A 24,001-nucleotide genomic window follows, 5' to 3' on the forward strand; every position below is an offset into this window, starting at 1 on the left:
GCGCGCTTGCTCGCGATAGCGGTGTGTCAGTCTATGGACATGTTGACTGGACTATTGCTATCGCGAGCAAGCTCGCTCCCACAGGAGGATTTCATGACCGATGAATTCAGCGCTTGGCGATGATATACACCGCATGCACGATGCCCGGGATGTAACCCAACAGCGTCAGCAGGATATTCAGCCAGAACGCCCCGCCGAAACCGACTTGCAGGAATACCCCCAACGGCGGCAGCAGAATGGCGATGATGATTCGAATGATATCCATGGATGACTCCTGATTGGCGATGGCTACGTTGCCATATAGCTCATTGACCCACGACCGCTCGTCAGGGTTCAGTGAAAAACAATCAGGCTGGCGGCCGAACGGCCAAATCCACTCACGAAAAAAAACGCAGACAAAAGAAAACCCCGCCGAAGCGGGGCTTTGCAGACTGTTTCCCTGACATCCATTTCACTCCGCCGTCCTGGCAGAATCCTACGTGTCCGTGTTGTTGCCTTTGCGCGTCCTGCGCTACGTCCTTGGAAGCTAGATTAGCCCTGGATCCAATCTGCCGATAGAGGGAAAACGCCAGCACGATGTGTAAGCAAATGCTTACACATCGTCATCATTTCAGAACTGGCTGGCTTCCAGCAGGAACAGCGACTCGCTGCCCGCCTTGACCGATGCGCTCAAGGAATGAATACGCGGCAGCAGGCGGGCAAAATAGAACCGCGCCGTACCCAGTTTGCTTGCGTAGAAATCATCCTGGCTTTCCTTGCCCAAGGCCGCCCGGGCCATCAGCGCCCACATGTAGGCGTACGCGGTGTAGCCGAACGCCTGGAGGTACTCCACCGACGCCGCGCCGATTTCATTCGGGTTGTTCTTCGCCCGGTCCAGCAGCCAGTCGGTCAATTCGTCCAGCGTGTCGACCGCGCTGTTCAACGGCTTGACGAATTCCTCCAGGTCGCTGCTCGCGGTGGCAGTGAAATGGCGGATTTCATCGGCGAACAACCGGTAGAACGCGCCGCCGCTGCCGACGATCTTGCGCCCTACCAGGTCCAGCGCCTGGATACCGTTGGTGCCTTCGTAGATCTGGGTGATGCGCACGTCACGCACCAGTTGCTCCTGGCCCCATTCACGAATGTAACCATGGCCGCCGAACACCTGTTGGCCATGGACGGTGGTTTCCAGGCCCAGGTCGGTCAGAAAAGCCTTGGCCACTGGGGTCAGCAACGCCACCAAGTCTTCGGCGCGTTTGCGGGTGACCGGGTCTTCGCTGAACTTGGCGGTGTCCAGTTGCATCGCCACGTAGGTGGAAAAGGCCCGGCCACCCTCGTTCGAGGCCTTCATGGTCAGCAGCATCCGGCGCACGTCGGGGTGGACGATGATCGGGTCAGCGACCTTGTCCTTGTTCTGCGCACCAGTGGGCGAACGGCTTTGCAGGCGGTCACGGGCATATTCGACGGCGTTCTGGTAGGAACGCTCGCCAGAGGCCAGGCCCTGGATACCAACCCCCAGACGCTCGTAGTTCATCATGGTGAACATCGCCGCCAGGCCTTTGTTCGGCTCCCCCACCAGGTAACCCACGGCTTCGTCGAAGTTCATCACGCAGGTGGCGGACGCCTGGATGCCCATCTTGTGTTCGATCGACCCGCAGTTGGCCGCGTTGCGCGCGCCCAGGCTGCCGTCGGCATTGACCATGAACTTGGGCACCAGGAACAGCGAGATACCCTTGGGGCCTGCCGGCGCGTCCGGCAGCTTCGCCAGTACCAGGTGAATGATGTTCTCGGTGAGGTCGTGCTCGCCACCGGTGATGAAAATCTTCGTGCCACTGACCTTGTAGGAGCCGTCGGCCTGGGGTTCGGCCTTGGTGCGGATGATCCCCAGGTCCGTACCGGCGTGAGGCTCGGTCAGGCACATGGAACCGGCCCAGAGGCCGGCGTACATGTTCGGCAGGTACGCCGCCTTCAGTTCTTCACTGGCATGGGCGTTGATCGACAGGCAAGCGCCAGCGGTCAGCATCGGGTACAGACCGAAGGACAGGCTGGCGGAGTTGACCATCTCCTCGACCTGGGCCGAAACGGCCTTGGGCATGCCCATGCCGCCGTACACCGGATCACCGCCGACACCGACCCAACCACCTTCAGCGTAAGTCTTGTAGGCCTGTGGGAAACCTGCTGGCGTGGTGACGGCGCCGTCGGCCCAGTGGCAGCCTTCTTCATCAGCGGCGCGGCTGAGGGGGGCGATGCTTTTGCTGGTGACCTTGCCGGCTTCCTCGAGGATCGCTTCGACCGTTTCAGCGTCTACGGTGTCGGCCAGCGCCGGCAGTTGAGCCCAGAGTTTCGCGACCTCGAACACTTCATTGAGGACGAAGCGCATATCGCGCAGGGGCGCTTTGTAGTCAGCCATGGCAAACCTCGCAAGATCTAAACAATTGGTTCGTAAGAAACGGTTTTCGCAATGACCTGAGTGTACCTCAACAACTTTTGCGACACATAGGGTCAACCCATGACTGTTTTGTTATTTTTAGTCATCACAAAGGCTTGAATATTTATCGTGGCGAGGGAGCTTGCTTCCGCTTGACCGGGCTGGCGCTCCAGTACGCAGCGCTCACAAAGAGGGGCTGCTGCGCAGCCCAGCGGGAGCAAGCTCCCTCACCACGGATCAGTCAGAGTGCAAACAACTCCGCCGGCAGCTTCATCAGACAATCGCTCCCCGCCTCGATAGCAGCCCGATGGGCGGCGGTACGCGGCAGCAGACGCTTGAAGTAAAACTCGCACGTCGCCAATTTGGCCCGGCAAAAATCGCCATCTGCAGTGCCACTGTCGAGCTGCGCCTGGGCCACCAAGGCCATGCGCAACCACAGGTAGGCCAGGATGATGTAGCCGCTGTACATCAGATAGTCCACCGAGGCGGCACCCACTTCATCCGGATTCTTCATGGCGGCCATGCCGACCCGGGTGGTCAGTTCGCCCCATTGCTGGTTGAGCCCGTCGAGTTGCTCGACGAAATCCTTGAGCTGCGGATGCCCAGCGTTGGCAGCGCAAAATTTATGGACGATTTTGGTGAAGCCACGCAACAACTTGCCCTGACTACCCAGCACCTTGCGCCCCAAAAGATCCAAGGCCTGAATGCCGTTGGTCCCTTCATAGATCGGCGCAATGCGGCAGTCGCGCACCAACTGCTCCATGCCCCACTCGCGAATGAAGCCATGGCCGCCGAACACTTGCATGCCGTGGTTGGTCACCTCCAGCCCGGTGTCGGTCATGAAGGCCTTGCAGATCGGAGTGAGAAACGCCAGCAGGTCCTCAGCCTCCTGCCGGGCGGTTGCGTCCGGGCTCAGGTGCGCGGTATCGAGCAGTTGCGCGGTGAAATACGTCAGTGCCCGGTTGCCTTCGTTGAAGGCCTTCATGGTCAGCAACATTCGGCGCACATCGGGATGGACGATGATCGGGTCGGCGGCTTTTTCCGGTGCCTTGGGGCCGGTCAGCGCGCGCATCTGCAACCGGTCGTTGGCGTATTTGATCGCCCCCTGGAAGCTCGCTTCCCCCAGGCACAAACCCTGCATACCGGTGCCGAGCCTAGCGTGGTTCATCATGGTGAACATGCAATTGAGGCCCTTGTTCGGCTCGCCGATCAGGAACCCCCTGGCCCCATCGAAATTCAGGACGCAGGTGGCCGAGGCCTTGATGCCCATCTTGTGTTCGATCGAGCCGCAGGAAACGCCATTGCGTGGCCCGGCCTCACCCGTGGCGTCGGGCAGGAACTTGGGCACAATGAACAACGAGATGCCTTTGGTCCCGGCGGGGGCGTCCGGCAGCTTGGCCAGCACCAAGTGGATGATGTTATCGCTCATGTCGTGTTCGCCGGCGGAAATGAAAATCTTGCTGCCGGAAATCGCGTAGCTGCCGTCGGCCTGGGGCACGGCGCGGGTCTTGATGATGCCCAGGTCGGTGCCGCAATGGGCTTCGGTCAGGCACATGGTGCCGGTCCACTGGCCGGCGGTGAGTTTGCTCAGGTAGGTCTGTTTCTGTTCCGCCGTGCCGTGGGCGTGAATCGCCGACATGGCGCCGTGAGTCAGGCCCGGGTACATGCCCCAGGACGTGTTGCTGGAACCGATCATCTCGCTGATGACCAGGCCCAGGGAGCTGGGCAAGCCTTGGCCACCATACGCCGGGTCCGCCGCCAAGCCATGCCAGCCGCCTTCCACGTACTGTGCGAAAGCCTGCTTGAAGCCTGTAGGCGTAGTGACTATGCCGTTGTCGAAATGGCAGCCCTCTTCGTCACCGGAACGATTGAGCGGCGCCAGCACGTTCTCACAGAACCTGGCGCCTTCCTCGAGGATCGCGCTGACCATGTCCGGGCTGGCATCGCTGGCGCCCAGTTCGGCATAACGGCCATGGAAATCGAAGACGTGATCAATCAGAAAGCGCATGTCGCGCAGGGGGGCTTTGTACTCGGGCATGGTGGTTTTCTCCGGTAGCAGATCGTTTCAACCTACTGCCGGCCACCCTGGCCCACAATCACAGTCCAGACGCTGAATGCGCCGTCATCACTCAACCCGCGGCGGCTTCCATGCGCACCGCGCCGCGGCGGTTCTGGCCGAAGGCAACCACACAGTTACGCCCCGCGCCCTTGGCGTTGTACAGCGCCTGATCGGCGGATTTGAGCACTTCTTCGGGAGTGCGCTGCTCAAGGCGTTCCGCGACGCCGATGCTGACCGTCACCGATACGCTGGACGCACCCGCGCCGGAGCGACGCTGGCGGCCTTGCTGATCGTCCTGGGGACGGCTGTCGGGATTGCGCAGCTGGATGGCGTACGTCTCGATGGACTGGCGGATGACTTCCAGATGGGGCATGCACTCGTCGATGGTCTTGCCGGCGAACACCAGGGCAAATTCCTCACCGCCGTAGCGATATGCCCTACCGCCACCGCCGATCTTCGACAATTTGCTGGCGACCAGGCGCAATACCTGATCACCCACGTCATGGCCATGGGTGTCGTTGAATTTCTTGAAATGGTCCACATCGCTCATCGCCAACACATAGTTGCGCCCCAGGCGCTGCATGCGTTCGTTCAGTGCCCGACGGCCCGGCAGACCGGTGAGTTCGTCACGGAAGGCCATTTGATAGGCTTCGTGGGCGACCGCCGCAGCGATCATCAGCATCACCTGGCTGCACATGATGTTCAGGGTGAACGGCAGGATGAAGGTCTTCGGCAGCATCCAGAACAAACCGAGCAAACCCACCAGTTGCGCCGCGTGCAGTGGCCGGGGATTGCGCCAATATTGCCAGGCCAGCAGCAGGAATGCGGCGGCGAACATCGGGTAGGACAATTGGATCAGGCTCATCCAGGCACCGTGCAACGCCGGCCAGCGGATCTCCGAGAGCCACAACAGCAAGGCCTGGGGGAAACTCTGCTCCAGGGCCAGCGCCACACTGCCAAAGACCAGCAACACCGCGAACCGCGCCACCATGTCCTGGAACAGGTGGGTGCGCTCCTGCCACGCCGCGAACAGCCCGAACAACAGCGGCAGCAACAGGCAGACGAGATGGAATACCACCGCTGCGTCTTCGCGCACCTTGCCGTTATCGCGATAGAAGTCGGTCTGGGTGTCCAGGAGGAAGTAGGCGATGTACACCGTGACCATCAGAAACAGTTCACGTTGACGTCGGTAGACCGCGCAATACGCTCCGCCCAGTAACAACACCAGCGTGGGGAGAACGTTGAACAGCGAGGTGAAGAAAACGTTGAGGTCCTTGACGTAGGCAGCCGCAAGCCCCGCCACCAACAGCAGCAATGACGGTAGGAAATGGCTCAGACGTACAGCGGAAGAACGCGGCAAAGGGTAAAGCTCCGACCCGGCTGATAAAAGATGGCATTGTGCCTGTAACTGGAGCAGTAAGGCACGCGAGATGTGACAGATGTCACACTGCCATCGCTGTAACGGCAGAGGGGACAGTTTTCTTAGGGTTGGGTTGGATGAATATTGTTTCAGGATCACAGTTGGTCAGTGTGGGAGCGAGCTTGCTCGCGATAGCGTTGTTCAGTCACCACATCCACGGGCTGACACACCGCCATCGCGAGCAAGCTCGCTCCCACAAGGAACTGCGGCGGATACAGATTTAGTGGCTATGAACATTCCAATGTGGGATCTACGGCAGACATGAAAAAGCCGCTGCTCCCGAAGAAGCAGCGGCTTGTGAAGAGCCGCGTAAGGCTTAGTAGCCCAGCGCGAAATCTTCCTCTTTCATGTCCATCAGGTTGTTGGCGCCCGACAGCATGGTTGCTACGTGGGTACGGGTCCGCGGCAGGATGCGCTGGAAGTAGAAGCGCGCGGTCTGCAGCTTGGCGGTGTAGAAGGCTTCTTCGGTGGAGCCGGCGGCGAGTTTTTCCGCCGCCAGGCGCGCCATGTCGGCCCAGAAATAGGCCAGGCAGGCATAACCGGAGTACATCAGGTAGTCCACCGATGCCGCGCCGACTTCTTCGCGATCTTTCATGGCCGCCATGCCGACCTTCATGGTCAGCTCACCCCATTCCTTGTTCAGCGCAGCCAGGGGTTCAACGAACTCCTTGACCGCTTCGTTGCCTTCGTTGCCCTGGCAGAACTTGTGGACGATCTTGGTGAAGCCCTTGAGCGCCTCGCCCTGGGTCATCAGCACTTTACGGCCCAGCAGGTCGAGGGCCTGAATGCCAGTGGTGCCTTCGTACAGCATCGAGATGCGGCTGTCGCGAACGTTCTGCTCCATGCCCCACTCGGCGATGAAGCCGTGGCCGCCGTAGATCTGTACGCCGTGGTTGGCCGATTCGAAACCGACTTCGGTCATGAAAGCCTTGGCGATCGGCGTCATGAACGCCAGCAGCGCATCGGCCTTTTTCTTCTCTTCTTCGTCCACGCCGTACTTGACGATGTCGACCTGCTTGGCGGTGAAGTACACCATCGCCCGGTTACCTTCGGCGAAGGCCTTCATGGTCAGCAGCATGCGACGCACGTCAGGGTGCACGATGATCGGGTCGGCGGCCTTGTCTGGCGCCTTCGGGCCAGTCAGGGAACGCATTTGCAGGCGATCACGGGCATATTTCAGGCCGCCCTGGAAGCCGATCTCGGCGTGGGCCAGGCCTTGCAGCGCGGTGCCCAGGCGTGCGGTGTTCATGAAGGTGAACATGCAGTTCAGGCCTTTGTTCGCCGGGCCGATCAGGTAACCGGTGGCCGCGTCGAAGTTCATCACGCAAGTGGCATTGCCGTGGATGCCCATCTTGTGTTCCAGGGAACCACAGCTCACCGCGTTGCGCTGGCCGATGGAGCCGTCGGCGTTAGGCAGGAATTTTGGAACGATGAACAGCGAAATGCCCTTGGTGCCAGCCGGTGCGTCCGGCAGGCGTGCCAGCACGATGTGGACGATGTTGTCGGCCATGTCGTGTTCGCCGGCCGAAATGAAGATCTTCGTACCGGACACCTTGTAGGAACCGTCGGCCTGAGGCTCGGCCTTGGTGCGCAGCATGCCCAGGTCGGTGCCACAGTGCGGTTCGGTCAGGCACATGGTGCCGGTCCATTCGCCGGAAACCAGCTTGGTCAGGTAGGCCTCTTGCTGCTCAGGCGTGCCGTGCTCGGAAATCGTGTTCATGGCGCCATGGGACAGGCCCGGGTACATGCCCCACGACCAGTTGGCTTCACCGACCATCTCGCTGACCGCCAGGCCCAGGGACTCCGGCAAGCCTTGACCGCCATGCTCGACATCGTGGGCCAGGCTTGGCCAGCCGCCTTCGACGAATTGCTTGTAGGCTTCCTTGAAACCGGTCGGGGTTTTCACGCCGGACTCGCTCCAGGTGCAACCTTCGATGTCGCCCACACGGTTCAGCGGAGCCAGCACCTGCTCACAAAACTTAGCGCCTTCTTCGAGAATGGCGTCAACCATGTCCGGAGTTGCGTCCTGGCAAGCCGGAAGGCTCTGATAATGCGCTTCGTAGCCAAGCAGTTCGTCACGAACGAAGCGAATATCACGCAAGGGGGCCTTGTAGTCAGGCATAGCGATAAACCTCTGCTGATGTAACCGGGAATGAACGACCGCGTGGATTTGTTGTAGCGGTCAAACAGTTGTTTGAAACATACGTTTACGCCCAAATCTTGTCAAGCGCCGATCTTTTGCCGTTCGTCATCAGCCGGAGAAAAATGTCGGACACAGGAAATCTATCGCGCTGAAGAATCCGCGGTGTGCGTAGGAAAAGATTAGTTGAGCAATAAGACGTTAGAGACAAGAACGCCGCGAATAATCGCGGCGTTTTGGTCAATCTGAAAAAACAGGATCAGGCAAAGGTATCGATCAACGTACCGAGCATTTCGTCGGATGCCTTGGCGACGCTCACACCCAACTGCACCTGAAACTTGCCTTGGGCCATTTCGACCATGTTGCTGGCCAGATCCGACTGCTGGCTACGATCCACCGAACGCAGGCGATCAACCTGGACTTCGGACGACTGGCTGGTGACCGAACGCTCGATTGTGTTGTTGGCGATCTGGCTGGAGGCCTGATCGACGCGGTTCTGCCCTGTCTGAATCGTGCTCAGACCGGCATAGAACGCGGTGTTTCCTGAGATTTCCATGGCAGAGCTCGTCTTCTTGAAGGGTCGACAGGGGCCATTGAATCAGAAGCCCCGGGAAAAGGCCCGACAAAAACACTAATGGCACAGTGCCGCGTCATAGGCAAAACCTTGGCGGGGTCTCAGTCCAGCAGATCCAGTTGCAGGTGTTCGGCCACGGCTTCGGCCGTCACGCTCTGGATCCGCGCCACCCGGCCCAGGCAGGGCGCCGGAAGTCGCTCGGCCAAAGTCGCGAGGTTTTCTTCCAGGCGCGAGGTGGCCGGGTCGATGATGTTCGCGACCCAACCGGCAAGCTGCAAGCCATCACGGGCGATCGCCTCGGCGGTCAACAACGCGTGGCTGATGCAGCCCAGGCGCACGCCCACCACCAGGATCACCGGCAAGCCCAGCGCGATCGCCAGGTCGGAAAGATTGTCCTGGCCGGACAGCGGCACGCGCCAACCGCCCGCGCCTTCGATCAAGCTGAAATCGGCGCGCAGCGCCAGCACTTCACGCATCGGGCCCAGCAGCGACTGCACCGTCAAGGCAACGCCGGCCTCCCGGGCGGCCAAGTGCGGCGCGATTGCCGGTTCGAACGCCACTGGATTGACCTGTGCATAAGTCAACGGCACAGAGCATTCGGCCAGCAGTGCCAAGGCATCGGCGTTGCGCAGGCCCTTGGGCGTCACGTCGCAGCCAGAGGCCACGGGTTTTCCCGCAGCCGTGCTCATGCCAGCCTGTCGCGCCGCGTGCAGCAGGCCTGCCGCGACGGTGGTCTTGCCTACATCAGTGTCAGTGCCGGTAATAAAATAGGCCTGGCTCATAGCGGTTTCTCCAAAACGGCGTAGACCACTTGGTAAGTCGCCGGCAGCCCCTTGGCCTGACGAAACTGCTCATAGGCTTCAACCAGCGCGAGGATCCGTGCCCTGCCCGTCAAGCCGCCAGGGCGACCAGGGTTCAGATTATGGGCACCCAAAGCTTTCAATTCATGGGTCAGGCTACGCACGTCGGGGTAATGCAACACATGGGGACAATTTTCAAGACTGATGACATTCAGCCCGCTGGCCGCGCAAAGATGCTGATACGTTTCGAACCCACGAAAACGGTTGACGTGCACCAAGCCATCCACCTGACGCCAACTGTCGCGTAATTCGTACAAAGTGCCCACGCATAGACTGGTAAAGGCCAACACCCCACCCGGTTTCAACACGCGAAGGGCCTCGCTCAGCACCGCGGCAAAATCCGCACACCATTGCACCGCCAGGCTAGAGAACACCAGGTCGCAGCTCGCCGCCTGCAAAGGCAGCCGCTCAGCATCACCGGCGACAAAATACGCGGCGCCACCCTGGGGACGCGCATGGTTGAGCATGCCTTCGGCGATATCCAACGCCAATCCGTTTGTCTCACCGAAACGCGCGCCCAGCGCCCGAGTGAAATAACCGGTGCCGCAGCCCAGGTCCAACCAACGTTGCGGCATGAATGAGGACGGCAAGCGGCCTAGCAATTGCTGGCCGACGTCGCGTTGCAGTTCGGCCACGCTGTCGTAACTGGTCGCTGCACGGGAAAACGAAGCCGCGACCTGGCGCTTGTCAGGCAAGGCGCCGGGCAATTTGGGAAGAGACAAATCAGTCATCACCGGACTCATGCAAAAAAGCCTGGATCGCGCCCGCGACACCGTGGGGGTCCTCCAGAAGAAATCCGTGGCCGGCCTGTTCGATCAGACCGATTTCGACATCCGGCAGCAAGACCAGCAAATCACCCGCGGCCTCGGCCGGCACCAGGGCGTCGAGCCCGGCAAACAGATGCAGTTGCGGGCCACGGAAGCGCTGCAATGCGGCGCGGGTGTCCAATTGCGCCAGCAGTTCGAGCCCGGCCATCAATATTTCGGGCGGAGTGCTCGGAGCCCCGGCCAACAACAACCGCGACAACCCGCGCGGATCATTACAGCCTTGGGCACACAGCAAACTGAAACGCTTGAGGGTCTGGCGTGGGTCGGCAGCGCACCCGGCAAGAAAGCCATCGAAGGTTTCACCGACCATCGCGCTCGGCCATTGCTCGTGGGCGACAAAGGACGGATTGCTCGCCAAGGTCAGCAGGCCGCAGCAGCGCTCACCCCGACGCGCCGCCAGCGCCGAGGCCAGCATGCCACCCAGGGACCAACCGCCCAGCCAGGCATCCTGGGGCACGGTAGCGTCCAATTCTTCGAGCCATTCATCGGGATCGCTCGATAGCAATGCCGGCAACGGTTCGATTTCCACGCGCAGGTGCTCGTCGAGCCCTTGCAAGGCCGCCGCCAGCGGTTCCAGCGGTGAAACGCCCAAGCCCCAGCCGGGCAGCAAAATCAATCGATCACGCATGGCTTGGCTCCGGTCCCAACAGGGCAAAACACTCAGCCAGTGCGTTCAACAATAGCTGCACCTGGGCCTCGCTGTGGGCGGCGGTCAGGGTCACGCGCAAACGAGCGCTGCCAGCCGGTACGGTGGGAGGGCGGATCGCCGTGACCATCAGCCCGCGCTCGCGCAACATCTGCGACAAGCGCATGGCCCGCCCCGCATCGCCAATCAGGATCGGCTGGATCGGTGTGAAGCTGTCCATCAATTGCAGACCGATCTGCTCGGCGCCCTGGCGGAACTGGCGGATCAGCACCTGCAAGTGCTCGCGCCGCCAATGCTCGCTGCGCAGCAGTTCAAGGCTCTTGAGCGTCGCGCAGGCCAGGGCCGGCGGTTGGCTGGTGGTGTAGATGTAGGGGCGAGCGAACTGGATCAGGCTTTCGATCAGTTCCTCGCTACCCGCGACAAAGGCCCCGGCAGTGCCGAAGGCTTTGCCCAAGGTGCCCACCAATACCGGCACGTCCTCCTGGCTCAAGCCGAAATGCTCGACGATACCGCCGCCGTTGGCCCCTAGCGGGCCGAAACCGTGGGCATCGTCGACCATCAGCCAGGCGCCCTTGGCCTTGGCTTCGCGGGCCAGGGCCGGCAGGTCGGCAATGTCGCCGTCCATGCTGAACACGCCGTCGGTGACCACCAGGGTATTACCAGTGGCTTTCTCCAGGCGGCTGGCCAGGCTCTGGGCATCGTTGTGCAGGTATCGGTTGAAACGCGCGCCGGACAACAGCCCGGCGTCGAGCAGCGAAGCATGATTGAGGCGGTCCTCCAGCACCGTGTCGCCCTGCCCCACCAGCGCGGTGACCGCGCCGAGGTTGGCCATGTAGCCGGTGGTGAACAGCAACGCCCGCGCACGCCCCGTCAAGTCGGCCAAGGCCTCTTCCAGCGCGTGATGCGGACCGCTGTGGCCGATCACCAAATGGGAAGCGCCACCCCCGACACCCCAACGCGCCGCGCCGGCGCGCCAGGCCTCGATCACTTGCGGGTGACTGGCCAGGCCCAGGTAATCGTTGTTGCAGAACGCCAGCAGCGGCTGGCCGTCCACCACCACTTCCGGGCCCTGGGGGCTTTCGAGCAGCGGGCGCTGGCGGTAGAGGTTGTCGGCACGACGGGCAGCCAGGCGTGCGGCGAGATCGAAGGGCATGCAGGCCTCGGGGCGAACCACTTATTTAAGACGGGTGAGATCCCTGTGGGAGGGCTTTTGTGGGAGCCGAGCTTGCTCGCGATGAGGGCTCCACGGTCTATGGCAAGACCGCGTTATCGTTCATCGCGAGCAAGCTTGGCTCCCACAAAGCCCGCTCCCACACTGGGTTTTGCGTCAACTCAAACAGCGGCGTTATAGAACTGCTCGCTGCTCTTCTGCTCCACCAGCGCCTGTTCAATCGCCGCCTGGTGCACTTCGTCGGCATGTTCTTCACGGGCTTCAGGCTGGATGCCCAGGCGTGCGAACAATTGCATGTCCTTGTCGGCTTGCGGGTTGGCGGTGGTCAACAGCTTGTCGCCGTAGAAAATCGAGTTGGCGCCGGCAAAAAATGCCAAGGCTTGCATCTGCTCGTTCATCGCTTCACGGCCAGCGGACAGGCGCACATGGGACTGGGGCATCATGATCCGGGCCACGGCGAGCATGCGGATGAAATCGAACGGATCGATGTCTTCGGCATTCTCCAGCGGCGTGCCGGCGACTTTGACCAGCATGTTGATCGGCACCGATTCCGGGTGCTCCGGCAGGTTCGCCAGCTGGATCAGCAGGTTGGCGCGGTCGTCCAGGGACTCGCCCATGCCCAGGATGCCGCCGGAGCAGATTTTCATCCCCGAATCCCGTACATAGGCCAGGGTTTGCAAGCGCTCGCTGTAGGTACGGGTGGTGATGATGCTGCCGTAGAACTCCGGCGAGGTATCGAGGTTGTGGTTGTAGTAGTCCAGGCCGGCCTGGGCCAGTGCTTCGGTCTGTTCCTGGTCGAGGCGGCCCAGGGTCATGCAGGTTTCAAGGCCCATGGCCTTCACGCCTTTGACCATTTCCAGCACATACGGCATGTCCTTGGCCGACGGATGCTTCCAGGCCGCGCCCATGCAGAAACGGGTCGAACCGATGGCCTTGGCCCGCGCAGCCTCTTCGAGGACCTTCTGCACTTCGAGCAATTTCTCTTTATCCAGGCCGGTGTTGTAGTGACCGGACTGCGGACAATATTTGCAATCTTCCGGGCAAGCGCCGGTCTTGATCGACAGCAACGTGGAAACCTGGACGCGGTTGGCGTCGAAGTGCGCGCGGTGCACGGTCTGCGCCTGGAACAACAGGTCATTGAATGGCTGGACAAAGAGTGCTTTGACTTCGGCCAAAGACCAGTCATGACGCAGGTTGGCAGTGGTGCTGGCGCTCATGGGCATTTCCTTGATTATGCTTGGCTGGCGTCTGGGGTATGGAATACCCACAGGCGCGACACGGATGTTCGGCATATTTAAGGAAGAGTCATGCGCTGTCAACCACGATACAAAGGACCGGTTTACATCTGGTTAAAAAATAAACAACCCTGTCTGCTGTGCGGCGAAAGCACCGATACGCCGCAGCCTATCTGCACCCCCTGCGAAAGCGAGCTGCCCTGGCTCGGTGATCAATGCAGCATTTGCGCCCTGCCACTGCCCATGGCCGGATTGCGTTGCGGCCAATGTGTCTCGCGGCCGCCGGCCTTCGAGCGGGTCCTGGCGCCCTGGGTTTATGACTTCCCGGTGGACAGCCTGATCACCCGCTTCAAGCATCAGGCGAAATGGCCCCTGGGTCGGCTGCTGGGCGAACTGCTGGCGCAATCGCTGCAACATCACTTCGACGAAGGGCTGGAACGGCCCGACGCCCTGGTACCGGTGCCACTGGCGACCCGGCGCTTGCGCCAGCGCGGTTTCAACCAGGCGGCGCTGCTGGCCCGCTGGCTCAGTGGGCCGCTGGCGATCCCTTGCGAAGAAAACCTGCTGCGACGCACCCACGACACCCCCGCCCAACAGGCCCTCGACGCCAAGGCCCGCCGACATAATCTGCGCCAAGCCTTTGCCCTCGGGCCCCAGGCAGCGTTACGCAACCGTCACCTGGCATTGGTCGACGATGTGCTCACCACCGGCGCCACCGCCCAGGCACTGGCCGCCCTGCTACTCGATGCCGGCGCGGCACGGGTCGATGTCTACTGCCTGGCCCGCACACCGAAACCCGGTGAGCCGGCTTGACGTGCCACGTCCAAGGCGCCAACGTCCGCTCATCGACCTTTGCACGCAGCTCCCGTCATGTCATTGCCCACGCTCCTGACTCAGCACATCGTTCGGCGCCCCCAACGCATCGCCCTGTTGCAGCACATCGCCGAACAGGGCTCAATCACCCGCGCTGCCAAGAGCGCGGGCCTGAGCTATAAGGCAGCGTGGGATGCCATCGATGAATTGAACAATCTCGCGGACCAACCGTTGGTGGAACGCAGCGTCGGCGGCAAGGGTGGTGGCGGCGCCAAGCTGTCGCAGGAAGGGCAACGCGTGCTGCGCCTGTATCAGCGCCTGCAAGCACTGCAGGCGCAACTGCTGGAAGCCAGCGAAGACGCCGGCGACCTGGGCCTGCTCAGTCGCCTGATGCTGCGCACCAGCGCCCGCAATCAATTGCATGGCAAGGTCTTGGCCATCGAGGCCCAGGGCCACAACGACCGGGTACGCCTGGAGTTGCCCCGGGGCCTGGTCATCGAAGCGCAGATCACCCACGACAGCACGCTGCGCCTGGAGCTGGGTGTCGGCACCGACGTGGTGGCGCTGATCAAGGCCGGCTGGCTGGAATTACACCCAGTCGAACACGCGGAAAAACCGGGGACCAACACACTGCGCGGCATGATCGAGCAAATCGACGCCGCCCAGGACGGCCCCAGCGAAGTGCGCATCGGCCTGCCCAACGGCCAGACGCTATGCGCCCTGGCCGACCCGCTTCAGTTGCAAGCGCAGAACCTGGCCGTCGACTCACCGGTGCAAGTGACGTTTTGTGCGACAAATGTGCTGCTCGGCACACCGCTGTAGCGCGCTGCAACAATAGCTTCATCGACCCGCTTTAAGGTGACTGCCAAAACCAGCAGGGAGCCTGATGATGAGCCTATTAGAAGAAAACCAATCCACCGACCTGGAAAAGATCGTCGGCCTGAGCCGGCGCAGTTTCATCAGCGCCGGCGCCCTGTGCGGCGCGGCGATGTTCCTGGGCGGCAACCTGCTGAGCCGCAGCGTGCTGGCCGCCGCCGTGAGCGAAGGCAACAGCCGGCTGCTGGGCTTTAAGAGCATTGCCGCCGCCACGGCCGACACCATTACCCTGCCGCCGGGCTACAAAGCCTCGGTGCTGATCAGTTGGGGCCAGCCACTGCGCAAAAATGCACCGGCGTTCGACCCCAGTGGCAATGGAACAGCCCGTGCTCAGGAAGAGCAGTTTGGCGACAACACCGACGGCATGAGCCTGTTCGAATTCCCCGGCGACAAGAACCGCGCGCTGATGGCGATCAACAACGAGTACACCAACTACCAATACCTGTTCCCTCACGGCGGCCAGCCGCAGTCGGCCGAAGACGTGCGCAAGGCCCAAGCCGCCGAAGGTGTGTCGGTGATCGAGATCCAGCGTCGTCGCGGCCAGTGGCAGTTCGTCCAGGAATCGCGCTACAACCGCCGGATCCACGGCAACACGCCGATTCGCCTGCGTGGTCCGGCAGCCGGCCACGACCTGCTGAAAACCAGCGCCGACAAGAGCGGCAAGAAAGTGCTGGGGACTTTCCAGAACTGCGCCAACGGCATGACGCCGTGGGGCACTTACCTGACCTGCGAAGAAAACTTCACTGACTGCTTCGGCAGCAGCAAGACGGACCTGCAGTTCGACGCGGCACAAAAACGCTATGGCGCCACCGTTACCAGCAGTGAAATCAACTGGCACCTGCACGACCCGCGTTTTGACCTGGCGAAGAACCCCAACGAACTCAATCGCCATGGCTGGGTGGTGGAAATCGATCCGTTCGATCCAGAATCCACGCCGGTGAAACGCACTGCCCTGGGCCGCTTCAAACACGAAAACGCCGCCCTGGCCCAAACCAATGACGGTCGTGCCGTGGTGTACATGGGCGATGACGAGCGCGGCGAATTCATCTACAAGTTCGTCAGCCGCGAGCGCATCAACCATCGCAATGCCAAAGCCAACCGCAACCTGCTGGACCACGGCACCTTGTATGTGGCGCGCTTCGATGCCGGCGACGGCAACCCGGACCACCCCAAAGGCAAGGGCCAGTGGATCGAGCTGACCCACGGCAAGAATGGCATCGACGCCAGCAGCGGTTTCGCTGACCAGGCCGAAGTGCTGATCCATGCGCGCCTGGCCGCCAGTGCCGTTGGCGCCACGCGCATGGACCGTCCGGAGTGGATCGTGGTCAGCCCCAAGGACGGCCAGGTCTATTGCACCCTGACCAACAACTCCAAGCGCGGCGATGCTGGCCAACCGGTGGACGGGCCAAACCCTCGGGCCAAGAACGTCTACGGACAGATCCTGCGCTGGCGCACCGACCGCGACGATCACGCCTCCAAGACCTTCTCCTGGGATCTGTTCGTGGTCGCCGGCAACCCGGCGGTACACGCCGGCACGCCGAAAGCCGGCTCGTCCAACATCAACGCCCAGAACATGTTCAACAGCCCCGATGGCCTGGGCTTCGACAAGGGTGGACGGTTGTGGATCCAGACCGACGGCGATTCGAGCAACGCCGGGGACTTCGCTGGCATGGGCAATAACCAGATGCTCTGCGCCGACCCCAACAGCGGTGAAATCCGCCGCTTCCTGGTCGGGCCGGTAGGCTGCGAAGTGACCGGGATCAGTTTCGCGCCGGACTACAAGACGATGTTCGTCGGGATCCAGCATCCCAGCGGCGGCTCGACGTTCCCTGAGCACCTGCCCAACGGCAAGCCGCGCTCATCGGTGATGGTAATTACCCGGGAAGATGGCGGGGTCATCGGCGCCTGATAGGGCCTCATCGCGAGCAAGCTCGCTCCCACAGGGATCGGCGGTACAACCGAAGACCCTGTGGGAGCGAGCTTGCTCGCGATAGCTTCAGCACAGCCACCACCTATCTGCCTCTGTCTGCGCTACCATGCTGGGCCGGACGCGGCAGCCCTGCCGCTGCGCAGGAGTCAGCATGTCCCATCCGTTTGAAACCCTCACGCCCGACCTGGTGCTCGATGCCGTTGAAAGCATCGGCTTTCTCAGCGATGCCCGCGTGTTGGCCCTCAACAGCTACGAGAACCGCGTCTATCAGGTCGGCATCGAAGATTCCGAGCCGCTGATCGCCAAGTTCTACCGCCCCCAGCGCTGGACCAACGAAGCGATCCTGGAAGAGCACAGCTTTACCTTCGAACTGGCCGAGTACGAAGTGCCCGTGGTGGCGCCGCTGATCCACAACGGTGCCAGCCTGCACGAACACGCCGGGTTTCGTTTCACCCTGTTTCCTCGTCGCGGTGGCCGGGCACCGGAGCCGGGCAATCTCGACCAACTCTATCGCCTGGGACAATTGCTCGGGCGCCTGCACGCGCTCGGGGCGACCCGGCCGTTCGAGCATCGTGAAGCCTTGGGTGTGAAAAACTTCGGCCATGATTCGCTGGCCACCGTATTGGCAAGCGGCTTTGTTCCCCGCGGCCTGCTACCGGCCTACGAGTCGGTCGCCCGGGACCTGCTCAAGCGCGTCGAAGAGGTCTACGCCGCCACGCCCCACCAGAACATCCGCATGCACGGCGATTGCCACCCGGGCAATATGATGTGCCGCGACGAGGTGTTCCACATCGTCGACCTGGACGACTGCCGCATGGGCCCGGCAGTGCAGGATTTGTGGATGATGCTCGCCGGCGATCGCCAGGAATGTTTGGGGCAGTTATCGGAGTTGATGGACGGTTATCAGGAGTTTCATGATTTCGACCCGCGTGAACTGGCGCTGATCGAACCGCTGCGCGCCCTGCGCCTGATGCACTACAGCGCCTGGCTGGCGCGGCGCTGGGACGACCCGGCCTTCCCCCGCAGCTTCCCGTGGTTCGGCAGCGAACGCTACTGGGGCGACCAGGTGCTGGCGTTGCGCGAGCAACTGGCGGCACTCAATGAAGAGCCGTTGAAGCTGTTCTGACCCGACTGGGTTCCAGCAATCACTGAAATCCCTGTGGGAGCGAGCTTGCTCGCGATAGCGGTGTGTCAGTCGACAGAGGTGTCGAATGTTCGATCGCCATCGCGAGCAAGCTCGCTCCCACGAGGGATTTGCGCTGAAACGTTCACAAGGTTCACAGCACAACCTGACAAATCTCCTTACAATCATCCCTTTGTTAGCTGCCTAAGCAAGGATTCTGCATGCAAGCCGCCAACCCGCGTCGCGGGTATATCCTGGGCCTGAGCGCCTACATCATCTGGGGTCTGTTCCCGATCTACTTCAAGGCCATCGCCAGCGTGCCGTCCGTGGAAATCATCATCCACCGGGTGCTGTGGTCGGCGCTGTTCGGCGCGGCGCTGCTGTTGGTCTGGAAACATCCGGGCTGGTGGCGCGAATTGCGAGACAATCCACAGCGCCTGGCGATCCTCGCCCTGAGCGGGACACTGATCGCGGCCAACTGGCTGACCTACGTCTGGGCGGTGAACAACGAGCGCATGCTCGAAGCCAGCCTGGGTTACTACATCAACCCGCTGGTGAACGTGTTGCTGGGCATGGTGCTCCTCGGCGAACGCCTGCGCCGCATGCAATGGCTGGCGGTGGGGTTGGCGGCGGTCGGCGTGGCGCAGCAAGTCTGGCAAGTGGGCAGCCTGCCGTGGGTGTCGCTGGTGCTGGCGTTGACCTTCGGTTTCTATGGGCTGATCCGCAAACAAGCGCCGGTCAAGGCATTGCCGGGGCTGGTGGTGGAAACCTGGATGCTGGTGCCGATCGCCATCGCCTGGTTGCTGTTCAACCCCACGGCCACCAGTGCCCAGGCCGCTTTCTGGACCACCTCCGAAGCCTGGTGGCTGGTGGCGGCGGGTCCCGTGACGCTGGTTCCGTTGGTGTGCTTCAACGCCGCAACACGGCATTTGCCCTACACTACCATCGGTTTTCTCCAGTACATCGCGCCGACGCTGGTGCTGCTGCTCGCCGTGCTGCTGTTCGGTGAGCACCTGTCGTCCAGCACACTGGTGGCGTTCCTGTTTATCTGGGCCGGGCTGGCGGTGTACAGCGTCGATGCGGTGATCAGCATGCGCCGGCGCAGCTGATCAAAAAACACACAAACCTCTACAGGCCACGTCTGGCGTGGCCTGCGTTTATCCTTCCCAAGGTTATCCACAGCGTGATCCCCGCCGTTTGTGCACAACCCCTTGAAAACTGGTGATTTTTTGATCATTGACCGCTGAGCCCCGGCGGGCGTGGGCTGGAGCCGGGTCTCTACAGGTTATCCACAGGCAGGCGCAGTTTTTTCTTGGATAACCTTCATTACGCTTCGTCGCTGAGCTTGAGCTCCACCATCAATTCATCGGCCAAGGTTTCCAGGCGCTCCTGCAAGGTTTCCAGCGACAGGGTCAAGGGCACGCCCAGGATCGCCTCGGCATGAAACAGCAGCTCGCTGCTCATGGGTGCCGGCCGGACATGGGTCACCAGACGCTCGACATTGACGCCCTGTTCGCTCAACAAGCGGGTGATGTCCCGCACGATGCCGGGACGATCGTTGCCCACCAGTTCCATGGTGATGGGTTTCCAAGTGCGGGACTCCTCAACGGCGCTTTCAGCGATCAACACACGGATGCCATGGGTCGACAGCCCCTGCAAGGCTTCGATCAGTTCTTCATGAGTCTCGGCCGGGGCGCTGATTCGCAGGATCCCGGCAAACTGCCCGGCCAGGCGCGACATGCGGCTTTCCAACCAGTTACCGCCATGGGCGGCGATGCAATCGGCGATGCGCTCGACCTGCCCGGGCTTGTCCGGGGCGAAAACAGTGATGACGAGGTGGTCCATGGCGCAGTCCTCTTGTTGTGGAACGGACAGTATAGGCAGCTGATCTGCGAGCAGACGGTGGCCTGGAGATTTATACCTCCCCCTGTGGCAGCAAAGCTTGCTCGCGATGAAATCAACTCGACTCTTCTGAAACCAAGGTGCCTGTATCGCGAGCAAGCTTTGCTCCCACAGGATGACATCAGAGATATCGTGTACAAACCTTAAGATTTATCTGGAACAATCCATCTGTTTTTTGAGAACATCCCGTGCCCCGACGTGACCGTAACACTTTAGTCGGTCGCGGAACGACGCAATTAGTCTAATTTTCACAACCGCAATTGATCATGTAGTATGCCGCAGCGCGCACTACATAATCGCGACACCCCTGTTGTACCGATGTCTGCTTAAGGCCAGTCGCATCCCTGAAAAGCCCCGTCAGCAAGGCTTGAATACCCAGCCGCCAGCGATGGCATGTACTGGTTCCGGGGTTTGTGGTTTAAATGTCCCGAGGCTTCATTGTCAAAATCGAAGAGCTGAAAAGCGAAATAGCTGAGCAGAGTGAGGCAAGCAATGACTGAACACGTTCAAGTCGGTGGCCTGCAGGTCGCCAAAGTCCTGTTCGACTTCGTGAATAACGAAGCCATTCCCGGAACCGGCCTCACCGCCGACGCGTTCTGGGCCGGTGCCGACAAGGTCATTCATGACCTGGCCCCGAAGAACCAAGCCCTACTCGCCAAACGCGATGATTTCCAGGCGCGGATCGATGCCTGGCACCAGGCCCGTGCCGGCCAGGCCCACGACGCCGTGGCTTACAAAGCCTTCCTGCAAGACATTGGCTACCTGCTGCCAGAAGCCGCGGATTTCCAGGCCACGACTCAAAACGTCGATGACGAAATCGCCCGCATGGCCGGCCCGCAGCTGGTCGTGCCGGTGATGAACGCCCGCTTCGCCCTCAACGCCTCGAACGCCCGCTGGGGTTCGCTGTACGACGCGCTGTACGGCACCGATGCCATCAGCGAAGCCGATGGCGCGGAAAAAGGCAAAGGCTACAACAAGGTACGCGGCGACAAGGTCATCGCCTTCGCCCGCGCCTTCCTCGACGAAGCCGCGCCCCTGGCGGCCGGCTCCCATGTCGATTCCACCGCGTATAAAATCGTCGACGGCAAACTGGTGGTCGCCCTCAAAGGCGGCAGCAACAGCGGCCTGCGTGACGATGCCCAGTTGATCGGCTTGCAGGGCGATGCCTCGGCGCCGACCGCCGTGCTGCTGAAACACAACGGCCTGCACTTCGAAATCCAGATCGATGCCAGCACCCCCGTCGGCCAGACCGATGCCGCCGGCGTCAAAGACATCCTGATGGAAGCGGCGCTGACCACCATCATGGACTGCGAAGACTCGGTCGCCGCCGTCGATGCCGATGACAAGGTTGTGATCTACCGCAACTGGCTCGGCCTGATGAAAGGTGACCTGTCGGAAGAAGTCGCCAAGGGTGGCCAGACGTTTACCCGGACCATGAACCCTGACCGTGTCTACACCGCCGTCGACGGCTCGGGCGTGACCCTGCACGGTCGTTCGCTGCTGTTCGTGCGTAATGTCGGTCACCTGATGACCATCGACGCGATCCTGGACAAGCACGGCAACGAGGTACCGGAAGGTATCCTCGACGGCCTGATCACCAGCCTCGCGGCGATCCACAGCCTCAACGGCAATACTTCGCGCCGCAACAGCCGCACCGGCTCGGTGTACATCGTCAAGCCGAAGATGCACGGCCCGGAAGAAGCCGCGTTCACCAACGAGCTGTTCGGTCGCGTCGAAGACGTGCTGAACCTGCCCCGCAACACCCTCAAGGTCGGGATCATGGACGAGGAGCGCCGTACCACGGTCAACCTCAAGGCCTGCATCCAGGCCGCCAGCGAGCGCGTGGTGTTCATCAATACCGGCTTCCTCGACCGTACCGGCGATGAAATCCACACCTCCATGGAAGCCGGCCCGATGGTGCGCAAGGCCGACATGAAAGCCGAGAAGTGGATCGGCGCCTATGAAAACTGGAACGTCGACATCGGCTTGAGCGCCGGCCTGCAAGGTCGCGCGCAAATCGGCAAAGGCATGTGGGCCATGCCCGATCTGATGGCGGCGATGCTCGAACAGAAAATCGCTCATCCGCTGGCCGGCGCCAACACCGCGTGGATTCCCTCGCCGACCGCTGCTGCGCTGCACGCGCTGCATTACCACAAGGTCGACGTGTTCGCCCGCCAGGCCGAACTGGCCAAGCGCGCCCGCGCTTCGGTGGACGACATCCTGACCATCCCGCTGGCCGTCAACCCGAGCTGGACGCCGGAGCAGATCAAGAACGAACTGGACAACAATGCCCAAGGCATCCTTGGCTACGTGGTGCGCTGGATCGACCAGGGCGTGGGCTGCTCCAAGGTGCCGGACATCAACGACATCGGCCTGATGGAAGACCGTGCGACGTTGCGTATCTCCAGCCAGCACATCGCCAACTGGCTGCGCCATGGCATCGTCACGCAAGACCAGGTGATGGAAAGCCTCAAGCGCATGGCGCCGGTGGTCGACCGTCAGAACGCCAGCGACCCGTTGTACCGGCCGCTGGCGCCCGACTTCGACAACAACATTGCCTTCCAGGCGGCGGTCGAGCTGGTGATCGAAGGCACCAAACAGCCTAACGGCTACACCGAGCCGGTGCTGCACCGTCGTCGTCGCGAGTTCAAGGCAGCCAATGGGTTGTGATTGAGCGGTAGACGCTGTCTAGTCCTGAAATAGGTTTACACCTGTTTCAGTCTCAAAACGCCCGATGCACCGCATCGGGCGTTTTGTATTTCAGGGCCAAATGAGGTCGCTTACGGTTATAGATTTCTATCGATTCCTCAACCATGCGCTTGGCTTGGGCGAGGTCTTTGGGACGGTGTAAAAGAAATTCTGTTTTCAGAATCCCATTCACTCGTTCCGCTAGGGCATTCTGGTAGCAGTCGTAGCCATCCGTCATCGAACACCTGACGCCATGCTTGGCGTGCAGCTTTTGGTAGAGATCAGAGCAGTATTGCGAGCCCCGATCGGAGTGATGTACCAGTGGCTGATTGGTTCTTCGGTGTCGAAGAGCTTTCGTCATCGCCCGGATGACTGACTCGGTATGCAGGCTTTCATGCACATGATGGCCGACTATTTTGCGCGAGAACGCATCAGTGACCAGACTTACGTAAGCGACGCTTTGCTCGGTCGGTAAATAGGTTATATCCGCCACCCACACCTGTTCCGGGCCGGTGGCAGTGACTTGGTCAGGGCCGGGCTTGAGCCGATTCGGATGTCGACGGAAGCGATGATGACTGTCGGTAGTCTTGTGATAAGCGCGTTTGCGTGGGACCAGTTGTCGATGGTCTCGCAGAATATCGAACAATCGATCTCGGCCTACCGTTTGCGTTAGTTCAGGTTCGGCTTGCATTAGCCCATGCAGCTTACGGGTGCCCAACCGAGGCATTTCAAGGCGTGCCTCCAGCACAAACCCCAGCACCTTTTGCGCATGGCTAGCTTGCGCGTCGTAAGCTCGATTGCGCTTGTAATACGCCTGCCGTGAGATGCCCAGAAACTGGCAAGCCCTGGTGACACTCAGGCCTTCGATTTGCCCTTGGCTGAGGACTTGCCGGATCGCTTTTTTACGACAGAAACACCGTAATCGTTTTTCAGCACGTCAACGACAGCTTCAAAAAATTGGGCTTTCTGGTTGGCAAGGGCCAGCTTTTCTTCCAGCTCCTTGATTCGCTGCTCTGGTGTCAGCGGCAAATTTGGCTCGGCCATCGGTCGGTTCCTCTGGGCACGAATGGAGGCGCCTTGGCTCCAGTCCTGCCGCCCATGCTTGCGTAACCATACCAACACAGTCGACCGGCCCTGAATTCCATAACGCCGTTGAGCCTCTTTATAACTCAGTTCGCCCTTTTCAACCTGATCGACAACCGCCAATTTAAAGCCCAGCGTGTAATCACGCTGACTACGCCTTCTTCCTGAATCCATTGGTTCCTCCTGAGGATAGGTCAGAAGGTGTAAACCTTATTCAGGACGAGACACGCGGCACAAAAAAGCCCTG

Annotated in this window: 19 protein-coding genes; 6 read left to right on the plus strand and 13 right to left on the minus strand. The window is 61.1% G+C overall.

Annotated elements, in window-relative coordinates; translation table 11 throughout:
- Positions 1-106: 106 nt before the first annotated feature.
- From PSH84_RS26005 to bioB, 11 genes are all read right to left on the minus strand, one after another.
- Positions 107-265 carry a YqaE/Pmp3 family membrane protein gene (locus PSH84_RS26005; RefSeq protein WP_038436734.1) on the minus strand — a complete coding sequence of 53 codons (159 nt, stop codon included), beginning with the start codon at positions 263-265 and terminating at the stop codon, positions 107-109.
- Between the two features lie 345 nt (positions 266-610).
- The gene (locus PSH84_RS26010; protein ID WP_122566664.1) at positions 611-2,389 is read right to left on the minus strand and encodes an acyl-CoA dehydrogenase C-terminal domain-containing protein; all 1,779 of its coding nucleotides are present in this window, start codon (positions 2,387-2,389) and stop codon (positions 611-613) included.
- 259 nt (positions 2,390-2,648) lie between these two features.
- Positions 2,649-4,445, minus strand: a complete 1,797-nt coding sequence (locus PSH84_RS26015) for an acyl-CoA dehydrogenase C-terminal domain-containing protein (protein WP_305481984.1) — start codon at positions 4,443-4,445, stop codon at positions 2,649-2,651.
- Positions 4,446-4,536: 91 nt separating this feature from the next.
- Positions 4,537-5,826 carry a GGDEF domain-containing protein gene (locus tag PSH84_RS26020; RefSeq protein ID WP_060740334.1) on the minus strand — a complete coding sequence of 430 codons (1,290 nt, stop codon included), beginning with the start codon at positions 5,824-5,826 and terminating at the stop codon, positions 4,537-4,539.
- A gap of 376 nt (positions 5,827-6,202) precedes the next feature.
- On the minus strand, positions 6,203-8,008 hold the full coding sequence (locus tag PSH84_RS26025) for a phenylacyl-CoA dehydrogenase (protein WP_305468691.1): 1,806 nt from the start codon (positions 8,006-8,008) through the stop codon (positions 6,203-6,205).
- A 277-nt stretch (positions 8,009-8,285) separates the two neighbouring features.
- Entirely contained in the window at positions 8,286-8,582 is a 297-nt protein-coding gene (locus PSH84_RS26030) for a pyrroloquinoline quinone biosynthesis protein PqqE (protein WP_122566662.1), read from the minus strand.
- Between the two features lie 119 nt (positions 8,583-8,701).
- A complete protein-coding gene (bioD, locus tag PSH84_RS26035; RefSeq protein WP_305481986.1) occupies positions 8,702-9,382 on the minus strand; it encodes a dethiobiotin synthase in 681 nt (226 codons plus the stop codon).
- Positions 9,379-10,191: a malonyl-ACP O-methyltransferase BioC gene (gene bioC / locus PSH84_RS26040; RefSeq protein ID WP_305481987.1), complete on the minus strand. Its 813-nt coding sequence runs from the start codon at positions 10,189-10,191 to the stop codon at positions 9,379-9,381. The genes bioD and bioC overlap by 4 nt, the downstream gene beginning before the upstream one ends.
- Entirely contained in the window at positions 10,184-10,915 is a 732-nt protein-coding gene (locus PSH84_RS26045; protein ID WP_122566659.1) for an alpha/beta fold hydrolase, read from the minus strand. The genes bioC and PSH84_RS26045 overlap by 8 nt, the downstream gene beginning before the upstream one ends.
- On the minus strand, positions 10,908-12,086 hold the full coding sequence (gene bioF / locus PSH84_RS26050) for an 8-amino-7-oxononanoate synthase (protein WP_305481988.1): 1,179 nt from the start codon (positions 12,084-12,086) through the stop codon (positions 10,908-10,910). The genes PSH84_RS26045 and bioF overlap by 8 nt, the downstream gene beginning before the upstream one ends.
- 179 nt (positions 12,087-12,265) lie before the next feature.
- On the minus strand, positions 12,266-13,321 hold the full coding sequence (gene bioB / locus PSH84_RS26055) for a biotin synthase BioB (RefSeq protein WP_014340550.1): 1,056 nt from the start codon (positions 13,319-13,321) through the stop codon (positions 12,266-12,268).
- A gap of 90 nt (positions 13,322-13,411) precedes the next feature.
- Here bioB and PSH84_RS26060 point away from each other — a divergent pair, with 90 nt between their 5' ends.
- The 5 genes from PSH84_RS26060 to rarD all read left to right on the plus strand — a co-directional run bounded on the left by PSH84_RS26060 (position 13,412) and on the right by rarD (position 19,190).
- Positions 13,412-14,152 (plus strand): ComF family protein, encoded by a 741-nt coding sequence (locus PSH84_RS26060; protein ID WP_305481990.1) that lies wholly within the window; start codon positions 13,412-13,414, stop codon positions 14,150-14,152.
- Positions 14,153-14,209: 57 nt separating this feature from the next.
- Positions 14,210-14,974 carry a TOBE domain-containing protein gene (locus PSH84_RS26065; RefSeq protein WP_305481991.1) on the plus strand — a complete coding sequence of 255 codons (765 nt, stop codon included), beginning with the start codon at positions 14,210-14,212 and terminating at the stop codon, positions 14,972-14,974.
- Positions 14,975-15,041: 67 nt separating this feature from the next.
- Complete coding sequence (locus tag PSH84_RS26070) at positions 15,042-16,937, plus strand: PhoX family protein (protein ID WP_163006762.1); 1,896 nt, start codon at positions 15,042-15,044, stop codon at positions 16,935-16,937.
- A 172-nt stretch (positions 16,938-17,109) separates the two neighbouring features.
- Positions 17,110-18,084, plus strand: a complete 975-nt coding sequence (locus PSH84_RS26075; RefSeq protein WP_122566654.1) for a serine/threonine protein kinase — start codon at positions 17,110-17,112, stop codon at positions 18,082-18,084.
- Positions 18,085-18,302: 218 nt separating this feature from the next.
- Entirely contained in the window at positions 18,303-19,190 is an 888-nt protein-coding gene (gene rarD / locus PSH84_RS26080) for an EamA family transporter RarD (RefSeq protein ID WP_122566653.1), read from the plus strand.
- Between the two features lie 217 nt (positions 19,191-19,407).
- Here rarD and PSH84_RS26085 read toward each other — a convergent pair whose 3' ends face one another.
- Positions 19,408-19,926 (minus strand): glycine cleavage system transcriptional repressor, encoded by a 519-nt coding sequence (locus PSH84_RS26085; protein ID WP_305481993.1) that lies wholly within the window; start codon positions 19,924-19,926, stop codon positions 19,408-19,410.
- Between the two features lie 549 nt (positions 19,927-20,475).
- On the opposite strand from PSH84_RS26085, the gene PSH84_RS26090 reads away from it, so the two are divergent.
- A complete protein-coding gene (locus PSH84_RS26090; protein ID WP_305481994.1) occupies positions 20,476-22,653 on the plus strand; it encodes a malate synthase G in 2,178 nt (725 codons plus the stop codon).
- A gap of 52 nt (positions 22,654-22,705) precedes the next feature.
- Here the strand turns inward: PSH84_RS26090 and PSH84_RS26095 are convergent.
- A protein-coding gene (locus tag PSH84_RS26095; protein ID WP_122568800.1) for an IS3 family transposase occupies positions 22,706-23,928 on the minus strand; the annotation gives its coding sequence in 2 pieces (ribosomal slippage) (positions 22,706-23,577 and positions 23,577-23,928; 1,224 coding nt in all).
- Positions 23,929-24,001: the final 73 nt, after the last annotated feature.

The organism is Pseudomonas beijingensis (assembly GCF_030687295.1).
Classification (GTDB): domain Bacteria; phylum Pseudomonadota; class Gammaproteobacteria; order Pseudomonadales; family Pseudomonadaceae; genus Aquipseudomonas; species Aquipseudomonas beijingensis.

Bases quoted from the DNA above. Each gene is read 5' to 3' on its own strand.
- PSH84_RS26005 (WP_038436734.1), bottom strand. From the start codon at position 265: ATGGATATCATTCGAATCATCATCGCCATTCTGCTGCCGCCGTTGGGG.
- PSH84_RS26010 (WP_122566664.1), bottom strand. From the start codon at position 2,389: ATGGCTGACTACAAAGCGCCCCTGCGCGATATGCGCTTCGTCCTCAAT.
- PSH84_RS26015 (WP_305481984.1), bottom strand. From the start codon at position 4,445: ATGCCCGAGTACAAAGCCCCCCTGCGCGACATGCGCTTTCTGATTGAT.
- PSH84_RS26025 (WP_305468691.1), bottom strand. From the start codon at position 8,008: ATGCCTGACTACAAGGCCCCCTTGCGTGATATTCGCTTCGTTCGTGAC.
- PSH84_RS26030 (WP_122566662.1), bottom strand. From the start codon at position 8,582: ATGGAAATCTCAGGAAACACCGCGTTCTATGCCGGTCTGAGCACGATT.
- bioD (WP_305481986.1), bottom strand. From the start codon at position 9,382: ATGAGCCAGGCCTATTTTATTACCGGCACTGACACTGATGTAGGCAAG.
- bioC (WP_305481987.1), bottom strand. From the start codon at position 10,191: ATGACTGATTTGTCTCTTCCCAAATTGCCCGGCGCCTTGCCTGACAAG.
- PSH84_RS26045 (WP_122566659.1), bottom strand. From the start codon at position 10,915: ATGCGTGATCGATTGATTTTGCTGCCCGGCTGGGGCTTGGGCGTTTCA.
- bioF (WP_305481988.1), bottom strand. From the start codon at position 12,086: ATGCCCTTCGATCTCGCCGCACGCCTGGCTGCCCGTCGTGCCGACAAC.
- bioB (WP_014340550.1), bottom strand. From the start codon at position 13,321: ATGAGCGCCAGCACCACTGCCAACCTGCGTCATGACTGGTCTTTGGCC.
- PSH84_RS26060 (WP_305481990.1), top strand. From the start codon at position 13,412: ATGCGCTGTCAACCACGATACAAAGGACCGGTTTACATCTGGTTAAAA.
- PSH84_RS26065 (WP_305481991.1), top strand. From the start codon at position 14,210: ATGTCATTGCCCACGCTCCTGACTCAGCACATCGTTCGGCGCCCCCAA.
- PSH84_RS26070 (WP_163006762.1), top strand. From the start codon at position 15,042: ATGAGCCTATTAGAAGAAAACCAATCCACCGACCTGGAAAAGATCGTC.
- PSH84_RS26075 (WP_122566654.1), top strand. From the start codon at position 17,110: ATGTCCCATCCGTTTGAAACCCTCACGCCCGACCTGGTGCTCGATGCC.
- rarD (WP_122566653.1), top strand. From the start codon at position 18,303: ATGCAAGCCGCCAACCCGCGTCGCGGGTATATCCTGGGCCTGAGCGCC.
- PSH84_RS26085 (WP_305481993.1), bottom strand. From the start codon at position 19,926: ATGGACCACCTCGTCATCACTGTTTTCGCCCCGGACAAGCCCGGGCAG.
- PSH84_RS26090 (WP_305481994.1), top strand. From the start codon at position 20,476: ATGACTGAACACGTTCAAGTCGGTGGCCTGCAGGTCGCCAAAGTCCTG.